General features: G+C 58.0%; 19 protein-coding genes. 17 read left to right on the plus strand and 2 right to left on the minus strand.

Features of this window, described 5'->3' with window-relative positions:
- Nucleotides 1–4: 4 nt before the first annotated feature.
- The 10 genes from hpaD to SERS4_RS0103635 all read left to right on the plus strand — a co-directional run bounded on the left by hpaD (nt 5) and on the right by SERS4_RS0103635 (nt 8417).
- A complete protein-coding gene (gene hpaD / locus SERS4_RS0103590) occupies nt 5–862 on the plus strand; it encodes a 3,4-dihydroxyphenylacetate 2,3-dioxygenase (protein WP_017891527.1) in 858 nt (285 codons plus the stop codon).
- A 9-nt stretch (nt 863–871) separates the two neighbouring features.
- The gene (locus SERS4_RS0103595; RefSeq protein WP_017891528.1) at nt 872–1258 is read left to right on the plus strand and encodes a 5-carboxymethyl-2-hydroxymuconate Delta-isomerase; all 387 of its coding nucleotides are present in this window, start codon (nt 872–874) and stop codon (nt 1256–1258) included.
- 10 nt (nt 1259–1268) lie between these two features.
- On the plus strand, nt 1269–2072 hold the full coding sequence (hpaH, locus tag SERS4_RS0103600) for a 2-oxo-hept-4-ene-1,7-dioate hydratase (RefSeq protein ID WP_017891529.1): 804 nt from the start codon (nt 1269–1271) through the stop codon (nt 2070–2072).
- A 164-nt stretch (nt 2073–2236) separates the two neighbouring features.
- Nucleotides 2237–3031 (plus strand): 4-hydroxy-2-oxoheptanedioate aldolase, encoded by a 795-nt coding sequence (hpaI, locus tag SERS4_RS0103605; protein ID WP_012005084.1) that lies wholly within the window; start codon nt 2237–2239, stop codon nt 3029–3031.
- A gap of 30 nt (nt 3032–3061) precedes the next feature.
- Nucleotides 3062–4432, plus strand: coding sequence for a 4-hydroxyphenylacetate permease (gene hpaX / locus SERS4_RS0103610; protein ID WP_017891530.1), 1371 nt, complete (start codon nt 3062–3064; stop codon nt 4430–4432).
- 59 nt (nt 4433–4491) lie between these two features.
- Nucleotides 4492–5388, plus strand: a complete 897-nt coding sequence (gene hpaA, locus SERS4_RS0103615) for a 4-hydroxyphenylacetate catabolism regulatory protein HpaA (RefSeq protein ID WP_017891531.1) — start codon at nt 4492–4494, stop codon at nt 5386–5388.
- A 179-nt stretch (nt 5389–5567) separates the two neighbouring features.
- Entirely contained in the window at nt 5568–7130 is a 1563-nt protein-coding gene (gene hpaB, locus SERS4_RS0103620) for a 4-hydroxyphenylacetate 3-monooxygenase, oxygenase component (protein ID WP_012005087.1), read from the plus strand.
- A 17-nt stretch (nt 7131–7147) separates the two neighbouring features.
- Nucleotides 7148–7663 (plus strand): 4-hydroxyphenylacetate 3-monooxygenase, reductase component, encoded by a 516-nt coding sequence (hpaC, locus tag SERS4_RS0103625; RefSeq protein WP_017891532.1) that lies wholly within the window; start codon nt 7148–7150, stop codon nt 7661–7663.
- Between the two features lie 133 nt (nt 7664–7796).
- The gene (locus SERS4_RS26095) at nt 7797–8114 is read left to right on the plus strand and encodes a type II toxin-antitoxin system RelE/ParE family toxin (RefSeq protein ID WP_026142183.1); all 318 of its coding nucleotides are present in this window, start codon (nt 7797–7799) and stop codon (nt 8112–8114) included.
- Between the two features lie 3 nt (nt 8115–8117).
- On the plus strand, nt 8118–8417 hold the full coding sequence (locus tag SERS4_RS0103635) for an addiction module antidote protein (RefSeq protein WP_017891533.1): 300 nt from the start codon (nt 8118–8120) through the stop codon (nt 8415–8417).
- 9 nt (nt 8418–8426) lie between these two features.
- Here the strand turns inward: SERS4_RS0103635 and ampH are convergent, their stop codons facing one another.
- Together ampH and SERS4_RS0103645 are read right to left on the minus strand one after the other, a co-directional pair.
- Complete coding sequence (ampH, locus tag SERS4_RS0103640; RefSeq protein ID WP_017891534.1) at nt 8427–9569, minus strand: D-alanyl-D-alanine-carboxypeptidase/endopeptidase AmpH; 1143 nt, start codon at nt 9567–9569, stop codon at nt 8427–8429.
- A 161-nt stretch (nt 9570–9730) separates the two neighbouring features.
- Complete coding sequence (locus tag SERS4_RS0103645; protein ID WP_012005090.1) at nt 9731–10489, minus strand: FadR/GntR family transcriptional regulator; 759 nt, start codon at nt 10487–10489, stop codon at nt 9731–9733.
- 235 nt (nt 10490–10724) lie between these two features.
- Between SERS4_RS0103645 and SERS4_RS0103650 the strand changes: the two genes are divergently transcribed.
- From SERS4_RS0103650 to fucP, 7 genes are read left to right on the plus strand one after another with little or no spacing between them, the layout of a single operon-like run.
- The gene (locus tag SERS4_RS0103650) at nt 10725–11465 is read left to right on the plus strand and encodes an SDR family oxidoreductase (RefSeq protein WP_017891535.1); all 741 of its coding nucleotides are present in this window, start codon (nt 10725–10727) and stop codon (nt 11463–11465) included.
- A 34-nt stretch (nt 11466–11499) separates the two neighbouring features.
- On the plus strand, nt 11500–12345 hold the full coding sequence (locus tag SERS4_RS0103655; RefSeq protein WP_017891536.1) for a fumarylacetoacetate hydrolase family protein: 846 nt from the start codon (nt 11500–11502) through the stop codon (nt 12343–12345).
- Nucleotides 12346–12358: 13 nt separating this feature from the next.
- Nucleotides 12359–13636 (plus strand): L-fuconate dehydratase, encoded by a 1278-nt coding sequence (locus SERS4_RS0103660; protein ID WP_012005093.1) that lies wholly within the window; start codon nt 12359–12361, stop codon nt 13634–13636.
- Between the two features lie 14 nt (nt 13637–13650).
- Nucleotides 13651–14514 carry an amidohydrolase gene (locus tag SERS4_RS0103665; RefSeq protein WP_017891537.1) on the plus strand — a complete coding sequence of 288 codons (864 nt, stop codon included), beginning with the start codon at nt 13651–13653 and terminating at the stop codon, nt 14512–14514.
- Nucleotides 14492–15268, plus strand: coding sequence for an SDR family oxidoreductase (locus SERS4_RS0103670; protein WP_017891538.1), 777 nt, complete (start codon nt 14492–14494; stop codon nt 15266–15268). The genes SERS4_RS0103665 and SERS4_RS0103670 overlap by 23 nt, the downstream gene beginning before the upstream one ends.
- A complete protein-coding gene (locus SERS4_RS0103675) occupies nt 15265–15624 on the plus strand; it encodes an L-rhamnose mutarotase (protein WP_017891539.1) in 360 nt (119 codons plus the stop codon). Before SERS4_RS0103670 ends, SERS4_RS0103675 begins: the two co-directional genes overlap by 4 nt.
- A gap of 23 nt (nt 15625–15647) precedes the next feature.
- Complete coding sequence (gene fucP / locus SERS4_RS0103680; protein WP_017891540.1) at nt 15648–16877, plus strand: L-fucose:H+ symporter permease; 1230 nt, start codon at nt 15648–15650, stop codon at nt 16875–16877.
- Nucleotides 16878–16879 lie beyond the last annotated feature (2 nt).

The following is a 16879-nucleotide window of genomic DNA, read 5'->3' on the forward strand; positions in this document are numbered from 1 at the left end:
TTATATGGGCAAATTGGCTTTAGCAGCAAAGATCACTCATGTGCCGTCAATGTATCTGTCGGAAATGCCTGGAAAAAACCATGGTTGCCGCCAGGCGGCGATCGACGGCCATAAAGAGATCAGCGCGCGCTGCCGTGAAATGGGCGTCGACACCATTATTGTGTTCGACACCCACTGGCTGGTGAACAGCGCCTATCACATCAACTGCAGCCCGCATTTCGAAGGGTTGTATACCAGCAACGAACTGCCGCACTTCATCCGCGACATGACCTACGAATACGAAGGCAATCCGGCCCTGGGTCAGTTGATTGCCGTTGAAGCCTGCAAACTCGGGGTACGCGCCAAAGCGCATGAGATCCCAAGCCTGAAGCTGGAGTACGGCACGCTGGTGCCGATGCGCTACATGAACAGCGACAAACATTTCAAAGTGATCTCGATTTCGGCGTTTTGCACCGTGCATGACTTTGCCGACAGTCGCCTTCTGGGTGAGGCGATCAAAACCGCGATTGAGGAATACGACGGGACGGTGGCGGTATTGGCCAGCGGTTCGCTTTCACACCGTTTCATCGACGACCAGCGTGCCGAAGAAGGTATGAACAGCTACACCCGTCAGTTTGACCAGCAGATGGATGAACGGGTGGTCAAGCTGTGGGAAGAAGGGCGCTTTCGTGAGTTTTGCGAAATGCTGCCGGAGTACGCCGACTACTGCTACGGCGAGGGCAACATGCATGACACCGTGATGCTGCTCGGCCTGCTGGGCTGGGACAAATATGACGGCAAGGTGGAGTTTGTTACCCCACTGTTTGCCAGTTCAGGCACTGGGCAAGTCAACGCCATCTTCCCACTGTCGGCCGAAGCCTGAGGAGTCCCCATGCCCCATTTTTACGCTGAATGTACCGACAACATCCGCCATGAGGCGGATTTGCCCGCGCTGTTCGCCAGGGTCAATCAGGCACTGGCGGACACCGGTATTTTCCCCCTGGCCGGGGTGCGCAGCCGTGCCATCTGGCTCGATACCTGGCAGATGGCCGATGGCCAGCGGGATTACGCTTTCGTGCATATGACATTGAAGATCGGCCACGGCCGCAGTCTGGAAAGTCGTGAACAGGTGGGGGCGATGCTGTTCAGCCTGATCACCGAACACTTCGCCGAACTGATGGCCAGCCGCTATCTGGCGCTGTCGTTCACCATGGAAGAGTTGGATCCGGTGCTGAACTACAAGCAAAACAATGTCCACGCGCTATTTCGTAAAGAGTAAGGGGCCGTCCATGTTGAATAAAGAGCTGGTGAGCCGTGCCGTGCAGCGTTTGCATCAGGCGGAGCAGAACCGCGAGCAGATCCGCGCGCTGTCGCTGGATCATCCCGAGATCACTATTGAAGACGCTTACGCCATTCAGCGGCAGTGGGTAGCGCTGAAAATCGCCGAGGGCCGCACGCTGAAGGGCCATAAAATCGGCCTGACGTCACGCGCTATGCAGGTCAGTTCGCAAATCACGGAGCCGGATTTTGGCGCGCTGCTGGACGACATGTTTTTCAACGACGGTGGTGATATTCCGATCGATCGCTTTATCGTGCCGCGCGTCGAGGTTGAACTGGCATTTGTGCTGGCCAAACCGCTGCGCGGACCAAACTGCACGCTGTTCGACGTTTACAACGCTACCGATTACATCATCCCGGCTCTGGAAATCATCGATGCGCGCAGCCATAACGTCGATCCGGAAACTCAGCGCCCGCGCAAGGTGTTCGATACCATTTCCGATAACGCCGCCAATGCCGGCGTGGTGATGGGCGGCCGGCCGATCAAACCGGATGCGCTGGATCTGCGCTGGATCAGTGCGCTGCTGTACCGCAACGGCGTAATCGAAGAATCCGGTGTGGCGGCGGCGGTGTTGAACCATCCGGCCAACGGTGTGGCCTGGTTGGCCAATAAGCTGTTCCCGTACGACGTGGAGCTGGAAGCCGGACAGGTGATCCTCGGCGGCTCCTTTACCCGACCGGTAGCCGCACGACGTGGCGATACCTTCCATGCCGATTACGGCCCGGTGGGCTGCATTAGCTGCCGTTTTGTTTGATTTCCCCCCTCACCCTAACCCTCTCCCAGAGGGCGAGGGGATAGATCGAGTGGGATCGAGGCGGTTTACTCCCTTTCCATTGGGAGAGGGGATCGATCGAGCCGGTTTACGCCCTCTCCTTTGGGAGAGGGCCGGGGTGAGGGGAAAACACCAAGGAGAACATCATGTTAACCAACGCTTTCAAGCAGGCGCTGCAGGAAAAACGCCCGCAGATCGGCCTGTGGCTGGGGCTATGCAGTAGCTACAGTGCAGAACTGTTGGCCGGCTCCGGCTTTGATTGGCTGCTGATCGACGGCGAGCATGCGCCCAACAATGTCCAAACGGTGCTGGGCCAGTTGCAGGCGATTGCGCCTTATCCGAGCCAACCGGTGGTACGCCCGGCGTGGAACGACGCGGTGATGATTAAGCAACTGTTGGACGTCGGTGCCCAGACGCTGCTGATCCCAATGATTCAAAACGCCGAACAGGCGCGTGAAGCGGTGCGTGCCACCCGTTATCCGCCGCATGGGATACGCGGAGTCGGCAGTGCATTGGCGCGTGCGTCGCGCTGGAATAGGGTACCGGATTATCTGCAACAGGCCGATGCGCAGATGTGCGTATTGGTGCAGATCGAAACCCGCGAGGCGGTGAAAAACCTGGATGAGATCCTGCAGGTGGAAGGCGTCGACGGGGTGTTTATCGGCCCGGCGGATCTCAGTGCCGACATGGGTTATGCCGGTAATCCGCAACAACCGGAGGTGCAACGCACCATCGACGATGCCATTGCGCGCATCAGCGCTGCCGGCAAGGCGCCGGGCATTCTGACCGCCAATCCTGAGCTGGCGCAGCATTACCTGGCGTCCGGCGCGCTGTTTGTCGCGGTAGGGGTGGATACCACCCTGTTGGCGCGGGCGGCGGAGTCCCTGGCCGGTCGCTTTAAGCAGCAACAGCCTCCCGAGCAATCCCCGGGCGTTTATTAGGTTGCAGGACGCAATCTTACTGGAGACACCATGAGCAACGTCGATTCGCTGCCGCCGGTCAACCCGGCGCAGCAACATAAAGCGTTAACCGCCACCGAACAATCGGTGATTAAAAAGTTATTTCGGCGACTGATTATTTTCCTGTTTGTACTGTTTGTTTTCTCTTTCCTCGACCGCATCAATATCGGTTTCGCCGGGCTAACGATGGGCAAGGATCTCGGTCTCAGTTCGACCATGTTCGGTCTGGCAGCGACCCTGTTCTACGTCACCTACGTGATTTTCGGTATCCCGAGCAATATCATGCTGGGGATTGTCGGGGCGCGGCGCTGGATCGCCACCATCATGGTGCTGTGGGGCATCGCCTCAACCTGCACCCTGTTCGCCACCGGGCCAACCAGTCTGTATGTGCTGCGGATGATAGTCGGTATCACCGAGGCCGGCTTCCTGCCGGGTATTCTGGTGTATCTCACCTACTGGTTCCCGGCGTTTTACCGCGCCAGGGCCAACGCGCTGTTTATGATCGCCATGCCGGTGACCATGGCGATTGGCTCGCTGGTGTCCGGCTATATTCTGGCGCTGGACGGGTTGATGAACCTCAAGGGCTGGCAATGGCTGTTCCTGATAGAGGGCATTCCTTCGGTGCTGTTGGGCGTGGTGGTGTGGTTCTATCTGGACGATACCCCAGCCAAGGCCAAATGGCTGACCGACGAAGAAAAAACCAGTCTGAAAGCGATGATGGACGCCGACAAACTGCAGCTGGTGCAGCCCAATGGGCCAGGCAGCCACCGGGCGATGCAGCAGCGTAACCTGTGGCGGGAAATCTTCACGCCGATTGTGCTGATGTACACGCTGGCCTATTTCTGCCTGACCAATACCCTGAGCGCCATTAACATCTGGACGCCGCAGATCCTGCAGAGCTTCAACCAGGGCAGCAGCAACATTGTGATCGGCATTCTGGCGGCGATCCCGCAGATCTGCACCATCGCCGGGATGATCTGGTGGAGCAAACGCTCGGATAGGTTACAGGAGCGAAAACATCACACCGCACTGCCGTACCTGTTTGCCGCCGCCGGTTGGCTGCTGGCCTCGGCTACCGATCACAGCATGATCCAGCTGCTGGGGATAGTTATGGCGTCGGTAGGCTCGTTCACCGCTATGGCGATCTTCTGGACCACGCCGGATCAGTCGATCAGCCTGGAGGCGCGGGCGATCGGGATCGCGGTGATCAACGCCACCGGCAATATAGGTTCGGCGGTCAGCCCGCTATTGATCGGCTGGTTTAAGGATCTGACCGGTAGTTTTAACTCCGGGCTGTATTTCGTTGCGGGGCTGTTGATCCTGGGTGCGCTGATCGTCTGGCGTATTCCGATGCAGGGTTCGCGGCCGCGGGCCACGCCATAATGGGGATAGGTTACGGGCGCGGCATGTGGCGCCCCTTACCGGAGGAATGAGGTCAATAGATGCAGAAAAGTACCGGTTTTATCGCCAATATCGATATCTGCAAAGAGTACGATGCACGTTATGCCACCGATGAAGTGCATTACGAAACCTTTGCCGGGCTGGCGGCCTTTTTTGGTCGCGATATGCAGGTGCACTGGCACGACCGTTACTTCCAGGTGCACTTTCTGGAGACCGGCAAGATTGAGCTGCAGTTGGACTCACAGCACTATTCGGTGCAGGCGCCGCTGTTTATCCTCACGCCACCCTCGGTGCCGCATGCGTTCTTCACCGAGCCGGACAGCGACGGCCACGTGCTGACGGTACGTCAGGAGCTGATCTGGCCGCTGCTGGAACGGCTGTACCCCGGCAGCAACCTGGCGCTGGACATGCCGGGTATTTGCCTGTCGATGGCAGATGTGCCGCAAGAGCTGACGGCGCTCAGCCATTACTGGGCACTGATCCGCCGCGAATTCAGCCAGCGCCTGGCCGGTCGCGAACAGACGCTGGCGCTGCTGGCGCAGGCGGTGTTCACCCTGCTGTTACGCAATGCGTCGCTGGAGGACTCTGCCGCCAGTGGGGTGCGCGGCGAGCTGAAATTATTCCAACGTTTCAACAAGATGGTGGACGAACGCTTCCGCGATCACCTGCCGGTGCCGGACTATGCCCAGGCGCTGGGGGTCACCGAGTCACGGCTCAATGACCTGTGTCGGCGTTTCGCCAATCAGCCCCCCAAACGACTGATATTCGATCGCCTGCTGCGTGAAGCCAAACGTATGCTGCTGTTCAGTGCCTGCACGGTGCATGAAACCGCTTATAGCCTCGGTTTTAAGGATCCGGCTTATTTCGCCCGTTTTTTCAATCGGCTGGAAGGCTGTTCCCCTTCGAGCTACCGCGCCGCACAACACTCCCTTTCGTAAGCTGGATCACAGTTTGCAGCGATAGTGGCAAAGCTGCCTGAAAAGTACCGGCGATTGCCGCAAAAGTCTCTTCTCGAAATCGGCGTTGGGGGCTTCAATTAAGCAACCAAAAGAAAACATTATTTTAACAAGTGGCCGGATCCACGGCCCATAAAATGCCGATTACGAGGAAGACTTAAATGAAACCTGAAGACTTTCGTGCTGACAACAAACGCCCGTTCACCGGTGACGAATACCTGAAGAGCTTGCAGGACGGCCGCGAAATTTATATCTATGGCGAGCGGGTGAAGGACGTTACCACTCATCCGGCATTCCGCAACGCAGCGGCCTCGGTCGGCCAGTTGTACGACGCGTTGCACGATCCGGTTAGCCAGGACCGTCTGTGCTGGGGCACCGATACCGGCAGCGGCGGCTATACCCACAAATTCTTCCGTTACGCCCGCAGCCCGGATGAGTTGCGCCAGCAGCGTGACGCCATCGCCGACTGGTCGCGTCAGAGCTACGGCTGGATGGGACGCACCCCGGACTACAAGGCGGCCTTCGGATCTGCGTTGGGCGCTAACCCGGAGTTTTACGGCCAGTTCGCCGACAACGCGCGCCACTGGTACAAACGCATTCAGGAAACCGGTCTGTACTTTAACCACGCCATCGTCAACCCGCCGATCGACCGCCACAAGCCGGTCAACGAAGTGAAAGACGTATTTATTCAGGTGGAAAAGGAAACCGATGCCGGCATTATCGTCAGCGGTGCCAAGGTGGTGGCGACCAACTCGGCGCTGACCCACTACAACTTTATCGGCTTCGGTTCGGCCCAGGTGATGGGCGACAACCCGGACTTTGCGCTGATGTTTGTTGCACCGATGGACGCCGAAGGGGTGAAGTTGATCTCTCGCGCCTCTTATGAACTGGTCGCCGGTGCCACCGGATCGCCATTCGATTATCCGCTTTCGAGCCGTTTTGATGAGAACGATGCGATCCTGATTATGGATCATGTGTTGATCCCATGGGAAAACGTGCTGATCTACCGCGATTTCGATCGCTGCCGCCGCTGGAGCACCGAGGGTGGTTTCGCCCGGTTGTTCCCGCTGCAGGCCTGCGTTCGTCTGGCGGTGAAGATGGACTTTATTACCGCGCTGCTGCAAAAGAGCCTGGCCTGTACCGGCGTGCTGGAGTTCCGTGGCGTTCAGGCCGATCTCGGCGAAGTGGTGGCCTGGCGCAATCTGTTCTGGTCGCTGACCGACGCGATGTGCGCCGAGGCCACCAAGTGGGAAAACGGCGCCTATTTACCGGATTCCGCCGCGCTGCAGACTTATCGCGTGATGGCGCCGATGGCCTACGCCAAGGTGAAGAACATCATCGAAAAGAACGTCACCAGCGGCCTGATTTACCTGCCGTCCAGCGTGCGCGACATGAATAACCCGGAAATCGATAAATATCTGTCCCGCTATGTGCGCGGATCCAATGGGATGGATCACGTCGAGCGCATCAAGATCCTCAAACTGATGTGGGATGCGATCGGCAGTGAGTTCGGTGGCCGTCACGAACTGTACGAGATCAACTATGCCGGCAGTCAGGACGAGATCCGCCTGCAATGCCTGCGTCAGGCGCAGGGATCCGGCACCATGGGCAAGATGATGGAAATGGTCGACAAATGCCTGTCCGACTATGACCAGCACGGTTGGAAAGTGCCGCATCTGCATAATAATGACGATATTAATCAGTTGGATAAACTGCTTAAGTGAGCCGCGAGGAGGTTTGTATGTCTCAGGAAAATGAACACCGTCTGCTGTTTCGCGACGCCATGGCCAGCCTGTCTGCCGCGGTGAATATCGTCACCACCGATGGCCCGGCAGGACGTTGCGGTATTACCGCCACCGCGGTGTGCTCGGTGACCGATACGCCGCCGACGCTGCTGGTGTGCATTAACCGCAACAGCGCGATGAACCCGGTTTTCCAGGCCAATCAACGGCTGTGCGTCAACGTGTTGAATCATGAGCAGGAGCTGATGGCGCGCCACTTTGCCGGAATGACCGAGGTCAGTATGGAAGAGCGTTTCCGTCTGGATGACTGGCAGAGTGGCGCGCTGGGGCAACCGGTGTTGCGTAACACGCTGGCCAGCCTGGAAGGGGAGATCGAGCAGATCCAAAGCATCGGCACCCATCAGGTGTATCTGGTGCAGATCCGCCAGATCGTGGTCAGTGCGGCCGGTAACGGCCTGATCTACTTCAAGCGCAACTTCCATCCGGTGATGCACGAAAGGCTGGCTCTGGCCTGACCCTAATGGGCGCAGCTCACCGCTGCGCCCGACGATTTTAACTGAAGGAATTAACCGGGGCTTGAAGCATTAATCTGGAATAGATACCAACCCTAACGCTTGCTTTTTGTAGCTTTAAAGCTACACTGTGTCAGTGAAAACAATAGTTCATTACCTTACTGCCGATTGTAAAGACCCTTATCAGGAGTGGCTTAACTCGCTGAAAGATCCTATCGCAAAAGCAAAAATCACTACTCGAATTAACCGATTATCTGCCGGTAGCTTCGGCGATTGTAAACCTCTACGAGAAAGTGTTTGGGAGCTTCGAATAGATCAAGGGCCAGGATATCGGGTCTATTATGCTCAGATAGAAAATATCACGTTGTTGCTTTTGTCTGGGGGTGACAAACGCAAACAACAGGCAGATATTGAGAAAGCCATAGTTTATTTGAGAGATTATCAGTCGAGGTAATATATGAAATCCCGTGATCACGATGCGTCTGTTATTGAAATGATTCGTAATGATCGGGCCTTTGCAGCCGCGTATTTAAAAACAGCATTAGAAGAGCTTGATGAAGAGGGTGGGGAAACAGCGTTCCTCATCGCATTACGCCACATTGTTGAAGCCAATGGTGGAATGGCGTTTATTGCCGATAAGGCAGGTATATCCAGAGAAACGCTGTATCGCACCCTATCGCCTAAAGGGAACCCTACCTTAAAGACGATCACCCGTGTCGTGCATGCTTCTGGTATGAAGTTCAGTGCAATAGTTTGATTTTTAACATCAACTTTTATTCGCCGCCAAATCACTCACCAGTCGGTTCACCGGATCGCTCATGTTGGTGAACTTGCTCAACTCCGAGCGGGTCACCACCACAAATACCCCGACGTTTTTCTGCGGGATCATCGCCATATAGGTAATAAAGCCGCCGCCACCGCCGGTTTTCTGAATAATTCCCGGCAGTTCGCCGTTCGGTGCCATATACACCCAGCCCAATCCTAATGCGCTGGCTTCACCCGGCACGTCCATGCCTTTTAGCGAGACCAGATCGTTGCGTTGGAAGTACATGGTCTGTTCGCTGGCGGCGGTCGATTTACGTGAGCCAGAGACGTTGGAGGTAAGGAATTGCTGCATCCAGCGCTGCATGTCGCGCGGGGTGGAGTAAACGCCGCCGCTACCGGCCGCCGCTGTGGTGTCACGGCAGGCACTCGGGCCGGCGGAAGCCACCATCAGGCGTGAGCACTGTTCGGCACTTGGGGTGAGAGTGGTGTCGACCATGCCGAGCGGTGCGGTGATTTTTTCCTTCAGCAGCGCGGTGTAAGGTTTACCCGCCGCCCGCGACAGCGCATCTGCCAGCAGGTCGTACGCCAGGTTGGAATAAGAGGCGCGCACGCCCGGTGGCACCGTGACGTTAGCGTGCTCCAGCCATTGCCAGCGCTGTGCCTTGGTCGGCCAGGTAAAGACCGGCGTTTTAGGCGGCTTCTTGCCCGGCTGTTCACGCGGCAGGGCGCTGGTGTGGGTTGCCAGGTTCAGCAAAGTGATCGGCTGGCGTGTGTTATAGGCCGGGACGTAAGCACCCTGCGGGGCATATTTGCGCAGCGGATCGTTAAGCTTGACCCGGCCTTCCGCCGCCATCTTGACCATCACTTCACTGGTCATCAGCTTGGTGATTGAGGCAATGCGGATCAGCGAGTCCGGGCGCGGGCGCAGGTTATTGCCGGGTTTGGTATCACCAAAACTGCGGTTAACCACCTGGTTACCGTCGATCACCACCAGCGCCATACCGGTGGCACCGCTGTTGTAGAAAATATGTTCGGCATACTGGTCGACAATTTGCGAGGCCAGCTGCGGGGCGGCGGCCTGCACGGCCAGCGGGGCGGCACACAGGCTCAGCGCCAGCAATGAAGCGGAGAAAGAGTTCTTCAACGGTCGTTATCCATTTTAAAAGGCAGCAGGGAAAAGGCCTGGGCCGTGGCATGACACGGCGTAATAGGCTGTCAGTGTAATGTGCCTCGGCCCTGGCTGCATGTGGAAAAAAGAGCGGTTTGAAAAAAAAATTTCCGCCGCTCCGATGCTGCCCATTCGGCCTACTGTGCGCGAGTGAAAATGGCGATCACTTGGTCCAGATGGGCTTTCATCGCCTTGCGTGCGCCGCGCACGTCACGGGCTTCAATCGCCGCCAGAATAGCCCGGTGTTCCTGTTCGGAACGGTGCGGCATATCGTCCGGCGTATAGTTGCGTTGCAATACGCGGAACATGCTGCCGTAACGATGGCCGAGCAGGTGACCGATGACAAACGCGTAGGCCGGGTTGCCGCTGGCCTGAGCGATGCGGATATGGAATAGCCGATCGCCGGGATGGGTAGCCGAACCCGCGCGGTTATCGCGACAGTTTTGCTCGTAGGCATCGCGGATGCCTGCCAGCTCCTGATCGGTAGCGTGGCGCGCGGCCAGCGCGGCGGTTTCCGGTTCGATCAACAGGCGGGTTTGCAGCAGTGAGAACGGCGGCAGCTCGGCGTTAAAATCCAGCTCGATATTCAGCTCATCGTCGATTTCTGCCCACTGACCGCGCCCGGCCTGCGCCATCACCGGCTCCTGCGAAACCATGGTCGGCGTCTGTGCCCGGACAATCACCCCATTGCCGACTTTAACATCCACCAGACCAATCACTTCGAGCGCGATCAGCGCCTCACGCACAGAGGCGCGGCTGACCTGTAACTGCTGGGCCAGATCCCGCTCGGACGGCAGGCGGCTGCCCGGAGGAAATTCATTATTGTCGATAAGCCGCTTCAATTGGTCGGCTATCTGTCTGTAAATACGTGGGTTTTCCAGTCGGGTGATCGGCATTTTTGACCTTAGGCTGTTCGATTTTAAGTGATATTGCGCACAAATATGGCTCAAGCCGCTTGAGTAATGGTTAATCAAGTGTAAAAAATTGGTTAAACGGAAAGCTGTTTTGCCTGTGTCTCATAACATTCTCACCAAACCATAACGCGTAAAGCGTCTTTTGTCATGTTAAAGGCCTGACCTTTAACCGCCTTTAATGGCCTGACCATTAGGCCTTTAGGCCAAGGGAGCGAAAATGAATTTAAGTGGAAAACGCGTGCTGATCACCGCCGCTGGACAGGGTATCGGTTTCAGTACTGCCAGATTGTTTGCCGATGCGGGTGCCGAGGTGATCGCCACCGATATCAACACCGAACAGCTGCAGGGGCTGGCCGGAATTCAACCGATGACGCTAAACGTCACCGATCCTGCGGCGATCGCGGCGGCGGCGGAAACCCTCGGGCCGATCGACGTGCTGTTCAACTGTGCCGGTGTGGTGCACAGCGGTTCGATCCTCGAGTGCAGCGAGGAGCAGTGGGCATTCGCCCTCGATCTTAACGTGACGGCGATGTTCCGCATGATCCGCGCCTTCTTGCCCGGCATGCTGGCGCGCAAAAACGGTTCGATTATCAATATGTCGTCGGTCGCCTCCAGCGTGAAAGGGGTGCCGAACCGCTTCGCTTACAGCGCCACCAAGGCGGCGGTGATCGGCCTGACGCGGTCGGTAGCGGCGGATTACGTCACCCAGGGCATTCGTTGCAACGCCATTTGCCCCGGCACGGTGGAATCGCCGTCGCTGCGCCAGCGCATCGCCGAGCAGGCCCGTGAGCAGGGACGCAGCGAAGAAGAGGTGTATCAGGCGTTTGTTGCCCGCCAGCCGATTGGCCGCATTGGCACCACCGGCGAGATTGCCCAGTTGGCGCTGTATCTGGCGTCCGACGCCAGTTCCTATACCACAGGTACGGTGCAGATTATCGACGGCGGTTGGAGTAACTGAGGCCCTGGCCATCTACTTTCTTAGTGAGGATTGCATGAAACTTTTACGTTATGGCGCACCGGGGCAGGAACGTCCGGGGATATTGGACAATCAGGGTCAGATCCGTGACCTCTCGCAGCACATCGCCGATCTGAGTGGTGAAGCACTGCTGCCCGCCGCGTTGGACCAACTGCGCGCGCTGGACATCAACCAACTGCCGAAGGTGGCTGGACAGCCGCGTTTGGGGCCGTGCGTGGGCCACATCGGCAAGTTTATCTGTATTGGTCTCAATTACGCCGACCATGCGGCGGAAACCGGCGCGGCGATCCCCTCTGAACCAGTGGTGTTCAACAAGTGGACCAGCGCGGTGGTCGGGCCTAACGACGAGGTGCAGATCCCGCGTGACTCGCTTAAGACCGACTGGGAGGTGGAGCTGGGGGTGATCATTGGTCAGGGTGGGCGCTATATCAGCGAGCAGGACGCGATGCAGCACGTCGCCGGCTACTGCGTGATCAACGACGTCTCGGAGCGTGAGTTCCAAATCGAACGCGGCGGCACCTGGGACAAGGGCAAGGGGTGCGACACCTTTGGCCCTACCGGCCCCTGGCTGGTGACTGCCGATGAAATTGCCGATCCCCATAGCCTGAATCTGTGGCTGGAAGTGGACGGCAAACGCTATCAGGACGGCAATACCAGCACCATGATCTTCCGCATTCCACAAATTATCAGTTATTTGAGCCGCTTTATGAGTCTGCAACCGGGCGATGTGATCTCCACCGGTACGCCGCCGGGCGTCGGCATGGGGCAAAAGCCAACGCCGGTCTACCTGAAGGCCGGGCAGACGATGCGCCTGGGCATTGAGGGATTGGGTGAACAGTGTCAAACAACCGTACAAGCCTGATGGGGAGCATGCCATGACCACAATTACCGCACTGCGGGTTGAAGATATTCGCTTCCCCACCTCGCTGGCGCTGGACGGATCTGACGCGATGAATCCGGATCCGGACTATTCCGCCGCCTACGTGATCCTGGAGACCGATCGTGACGATCTGACCGGCCACGGGCTGACCTTTACCATCGGCCGCGGCAATGAGATCTGCTGTGCGGCGATCCGCGCGCTGGAGCATCAGATCGTCGGGGTTTCGTTGGAAGAGATCGCCGCCGATATGGGCGCCTTCTGGCGACGTTTTACCGGTGACAGCCAGTTACGCTGGATCGGCCCGGACAAGGGCGCGATCCACCTGGCGACCGGGGCGGTGATCAACGCGGTTTGGGATCTGTGGGCCAAGGCCGAGGGTAAACCGGTGTGGCGACTGGTGGCAGAGATGACTCCAGAGGAGCTGGTACGCTGCATCGATTTTCGCTACATCACTGACTGCATTACGCCGCAGGAAGCGCTTACCTTGCTCAGGCAGCGGGCGCACGGCAAGGAGCAGCGCCTGGAGCGGCTGCTGCAGGACGGGTATCCCTGCTACACCACTTCCGCCGGTTGGCTGGGTTACCCGGACGATAAGCTGCGCCGGTTGTGCCAGGAAGCGGTCGATGCCGGTTTCTCCTACCTGAAGCTGAAGGTCGGGCGCGATCTGGAAGATGATATTCGCCGGGTGCGCATTGCCCGCGAGGTGATCGGCCCCGATCGTCAACTGATGATCGACGCCAACCAGGTTTGGGAAGTCAACGACGCCATTCCCTGGGTGAAGCATCTGGCGTTCGCCAAACCCTGGTTTATCGAAGAACCGACCAGTCCGGACGACGTGGAAGGGCACCGTCGTATCCGCGAAGGGGTGCATCCGGTCAAGGTGGCCACCGGCGAGATGTGCCAAAACCGCATCCTGTTCAAGCAGTTCATTATGCGCGAAGCGATTGACGTGGTGCAGATCGACGCCTGTCGCCTGGGGGGCGTTAATGAAGTGCTGGCGGTGATGCTAATGGCGGCCAAATACAACCTGCCGGTGTGTCCGCATGCCGGTGGCGTGGGACTGTGCGAATACGTTCAACATCTGTCGATGATCGACTACCTGTGCATTGCCGGCACCCACGACGGCCGGGTGATCGAATACGTCGATCATCTGCATGAACATTTTGTCCATCCCTGTGAGGTTAAGGGGGCGGCCTATATGCCACCGCTCAATCCCGGATATTCGATCGAGATGCATGCGGCGTCGCTCGAACAGTACCGGTTCCGCGGTTGAACGGGAAACAAACCATGCTGCGCATCGATGCTCACCAACATTACTGGCATTACCAGCCGCAACGCTATCCGTGGATCAGCGAGCAGATGGCGGTGTTGCGACAGGATTTTGGCCCAAAGCAGCTCGAACCCCTGCTGCAACACCACGGTTTTGACGGCGCGCTGGTGGTGCAGGCACGGCAGTGCGAGCAGGAAACCCAAACGCTGCTGGCGCAGGTGCAGCAGAGCCGCGGCGTATGCGGGGTGGTGGGCTGGCTGGACATCACCGCGCCGCAGCTGCCGCAGCGGCTGGAGGCATGGCGGCAGCAGCCGCTGCTGCGCGGGTGGCGTCATTTGGTGCAAGACGAGCCGCAGCCGGATGCCTGGTTGGCGCTGCCGGAAGTGCGGCGCGGTATGCAGGCGTTACAGAGGCATGGTTACGTCTACGACATTCTGGTTACTCACCGGCATTTGTCGGCGGCGGCGCAGTTTGCCGCCGAACATGACGATTACTGGCTGGTGCTGGACCATCTTGGTAAACCGGATATCGCTCAGGGTGCAGAACATTGGGCACAGCAAATCAAACCGCTGGCGGCGTTGCCGCACGTGGTCTGCAAGCTTTCCGGGTTAATCACCGAAGCCCCCGGTGGGCATTGGCAGGCCTCACAGCTACTGCCGTTTTTTGAGGCGGCGCTGGAGGCGTTCGGCCCGCAACGGCTGATGTTCGGGTCCGACTGGCCGGTGTGCCTGCTGGCGGGTGATTACGGCCAGGTTTATCAACTGAATGAGCAGGCGATCGCCACGCTGAGTCCTTCGCAGCAGGCGGAGATTTGGGGTGGCACGGCATGCCGAATTTATGGGTTAACGGAGTCTGGTTATGGATCTGTATCTGAAAGATAAGGTGGTGATGGTTACCGGTGGCGGCTCCGGCATCGGTGCGGCGGTTTCCCAACTGCTGGCTGAAGAAGGGGCAATCCCGGTGATTGTCACTAACGCCATGCCTGAGGCCGAGTATCTGGCGCAGCTGCGTCGCTTGCAGCCACGGAGCACGGTGATCATCACCGATTTGTGTGAAGAACAGCAGTGTCGGCGGGCGGTGGCGCAAACGCAGGAAACCTTCGGCCGTATCGATGCATTGGTGAATAACGCTGGCGTTAACGATGGGGTAGGGCTGGAGGCCGGGCGTGAAGCCTTTGTCGGATCGCTGGAGAAAAACCTGATTCATTACTACCTGATGGCGCACCTGTGCCAGTCGGCGTTGCAAAGCAGCAAGGGGGCGATCGTCAATATCGCCTCCAAGACCGCACTCAGCGGGCAGGGCGGCACCAGTGGCTATACCGCCGCCAAGGGCGCGGTGCTGGCGTTGACACGCGAGTGGGCGGTGTCGCTGCGCCATGAAGGCGTGCGGGTGAATGCGGTGGTACCGGCGGAGGTGATCACGCCGCAGTATCAGCGCTGGATCAATACCTTCGAGCAGCCGGAGCAGCAGCTCGAGAAAATTACCGCGCGTATTCCTTTCGAACAGCGGATGACCACACCGCAGGAGATCGCCAACACCGTGGTATTTTTGATTTCATCGCGTTCGTCGCACACCACCGGGCAATGGCTGTCGGTGGACGGCGGGTATCTGCATCTTGACCGGGCTATCACATGAGTGGCGTGACGGGGACGGGGCAGCGCTTCTGCCAGGCGCTCGATCTGGTCGACTCACCGGCGTTGATCGAGGAATACCTGGCCTATCACCAACGCATCTGGCCAGAAATTGCCACTCATCTGCGTGAGCACGGCATCCTGGATATGGAGATTTACCGGCTGGGTACCCGGCTGTTCATGATTGTTGAAGTCAGTAGCGGATTCGATGCCGAGCGGTTTGACGCCGCCGGTTTGAGCAATCCCCACGTGCAGCGCTGGGAAGCCCTGATGTGGCACTACCAGGTGGCCACCCCCTGGACGCCGCAAGGCGAAAAATGGGTGGTGATGGAGCGGATATTCTCTTTGAAACAACAATAACTTACCCTACCGAGGATATATCAATGCTTGCTGAAAAAACTGCTGCCCCACCTCAGGTGGGCGCCAAGGCGACGGCCAATCTGCGCTGGGCTTTTATCTTGGTGACCAGCCTGTTCTTTATGTGGGGGCTGTCATATGGCCTGCTGGACGTATTAAATAAGCACTTTCAGGAAACGCTGCACGTGACCAAGGCGCAGTCGGGATTATTACAGGCGGCATATTTTGGCGCCTACTTCCTGGTGGCGCTGCCCGCCGGCTATTTTATGGATAAAAAAGGCTACAAAGCCGGCATTCTGATCGGACTGTGTCTGTATGCGCTCGGGGCATTGCTGTTTGTACCGGCGGCCTCCGCCAACAGTTTTGGCATGTTCCTGTTTGCGCTGTTTGTGATTGCCTGCGGGCTGGGTTGCCTGGAAACCGCCGCCAACCCTTACGCCACGGTATTGGGGGACGCAAAGGGGGCCGAACGGCGGCTGAACCTGTCCCAGTCGTTTAATGGGTTAGGGCAGTTTATCGGCCCGATGATCGGCGGCACGCTGTTTTTCTCCGCCACCCAGGGGGCGAGCAGCGGTGACCAGAGTGCGGTGAAGATGACCTATGTGGCGATCGCCGTGTTGGTACTGCTGATTGCCTTTTTGTTCAGCCGCACCCGGTTGCCGGACATCCGCGAGGAAGAGCAGCCGGAGCACGGTGAAATTGCTCAGGGGTTGTGGCAGCACAAGCACTTTGTTGGCGGGGTGATCACCCAGTTCTTCTACGTGGCGGCACAGGTCGGTGTTGGTGCGTTCTTTATTAACTATGCCACCGAACACTGGAGTGACGTTTCCAACCAAAGCGCGTCCTATTTGCTTTCTATCGCCATGATTTGCTTTATGGTCGGACGCTTCTTCAGCACCTGGCTGATGGGCAGGGTCAAACCGGCCACGCTGTTGATGGTTTACTCGTTGGTCAACATTGTGCTGTGCGGTGTCGTCATGCTCAGTATGGATGGCATCTCGGTGGTGGCGCTGATCGCCGTATTCTTCTTTATGTCTATTATGTTCCCGACCATTTTCGCCCTCGGGGTGAAAAACATGGGCAAACACACCAAGCGCGCCAGCTCCTTTATGATCATGGCGATCGTTGGCGGTGCCATCATGCCTTACTTTATGGGGGCGCTGGCGGACAGGTATAGCACGGCGTTGTCGTATTGCCTGCCGCTGCTGTGTTTTGCCGTGGTGTTTGCTTACGGCCTGCAGCAGCGACGCCGCTAAGC

Origin of the sequence: Serratia sp. S4 (assembly GCF_000347995.1) — a bacterium.
Classification (GTDB): domain Bacteria; phylum Pseudomonadota; class Gammaproteobacteria; order Enterobacterales; family Enterobacteriaceae; genus Serratia; species Serratia quinivorans.

Coding starts and splice junctions, on each gene's coding strand:
- SERS4_RS0103665 (WP_017891537.1), top strand. CDS start 13,651: ATGCTGCGCATCGATGCTCACCAACATTACTGGCATTACCAGCCGCAA.
- fucP (WP_017891540.1), top strand. CDS start 15,648: ATGCTTGCTGAAAAAACTGCTGCCCCACCTCAGGTGGGCGCCAAGGCG.
- SERS4_RS0103675 (WP_017891539.1), top strand. CDS start 15,265: ATGAGTGGCGTGACGGGGACGGGGCAGCGCTTCTGCCAGGCGCTCGAT.
- hpaX (WP_017891530.1), top strand. CDS start 3,062: ATGAGCAACGTCGATTCGCTGCCGCCGGTCAACCCGGCGCAGCAACAT.
- SERS4_RS0103635 (WP_017891533.1), top strand. CDS start 8,118: ATGAAATCCCGTGATCACGATGCGTCTGTTATTGAAATGATTCGTAAT.
- SERS4_RS0103650 (WP_017891535.1), top strand. CDS start 10,725: ATGAATTTAAGTGGAAAACGCGTGCTGATCACCGCCGCTGGACAGGGT.
- SERS4_RS0103595 (WP_017891528.1), top strand. CDS start 872: ATGCCCCATTTTTACGCTGAATGTACCGACAACATCCGCCATGAGGCG.
- hpaI (WP_012005084.1), top strand. CDS start 2,237: ATGTTAACCAACGCTTTCAAGCAGGCGCTGCAGGAAAAACGCCCGCAG.
- hpaH (WP_017891529.1), top strand. CDS start 1,269: ATGTTGAATAAAGAGCTGGTGAGCCGTGCCGTGCAGCGTTTGCATCAG.
- hpaB (WP_012005087.1), top strand. CDS start 5,568: ATGAAACCTGAAGACTTTCGTGCTGACAACAAACGCCCGTTCACCGGT.
- hpaA (WP_017891531.1), top strand. CDS start 4,492: ATGCAGAAAAGTACCGGTTTTATCGCCAATATCGATATCTGCAAAGAG.
- hpaD (WP_017891527.1), top strand. CDS start 5: ATGGGCAAATTGGCTTTAGCAGCAAAGATCACTCATGTGCCGTCAATG.
- SERS4_RS0103660 (WP_012005093.1), top strand. CDS start 12,359: ATGACCACAATTACCGCACTGCGGGTTGAAGATATTCGCTTCCCCACC.
- SERS4_RS0103670 (WP_017891538.1), top strand. CDS start 14,492: ATGGATCTGTATCTGAAAGATAAGGTGGTGATGGTTACCGGTGGCGGC.
- SERS4_RS0103645 (WP_012005090.1), bottom strand. CDS start 10,489: ATGCCGATCACCCGACTGGAAAACCCACGTATTTACAGACAGATAGCC.
- hpaC (WP_017891532.1), top strand. CDS start 7,148: ATGTCTCAGGAAAATGAACACCGTCTGCTGTTTCGCGACGCCATGGCC.
- SERS4_RS0103655 (WP_017891536.1), top strand. CDS start 11,500: ATGAAACTTTTACGTTATGGCGCACCGGGGCAGGAACGTCCGGGGATA.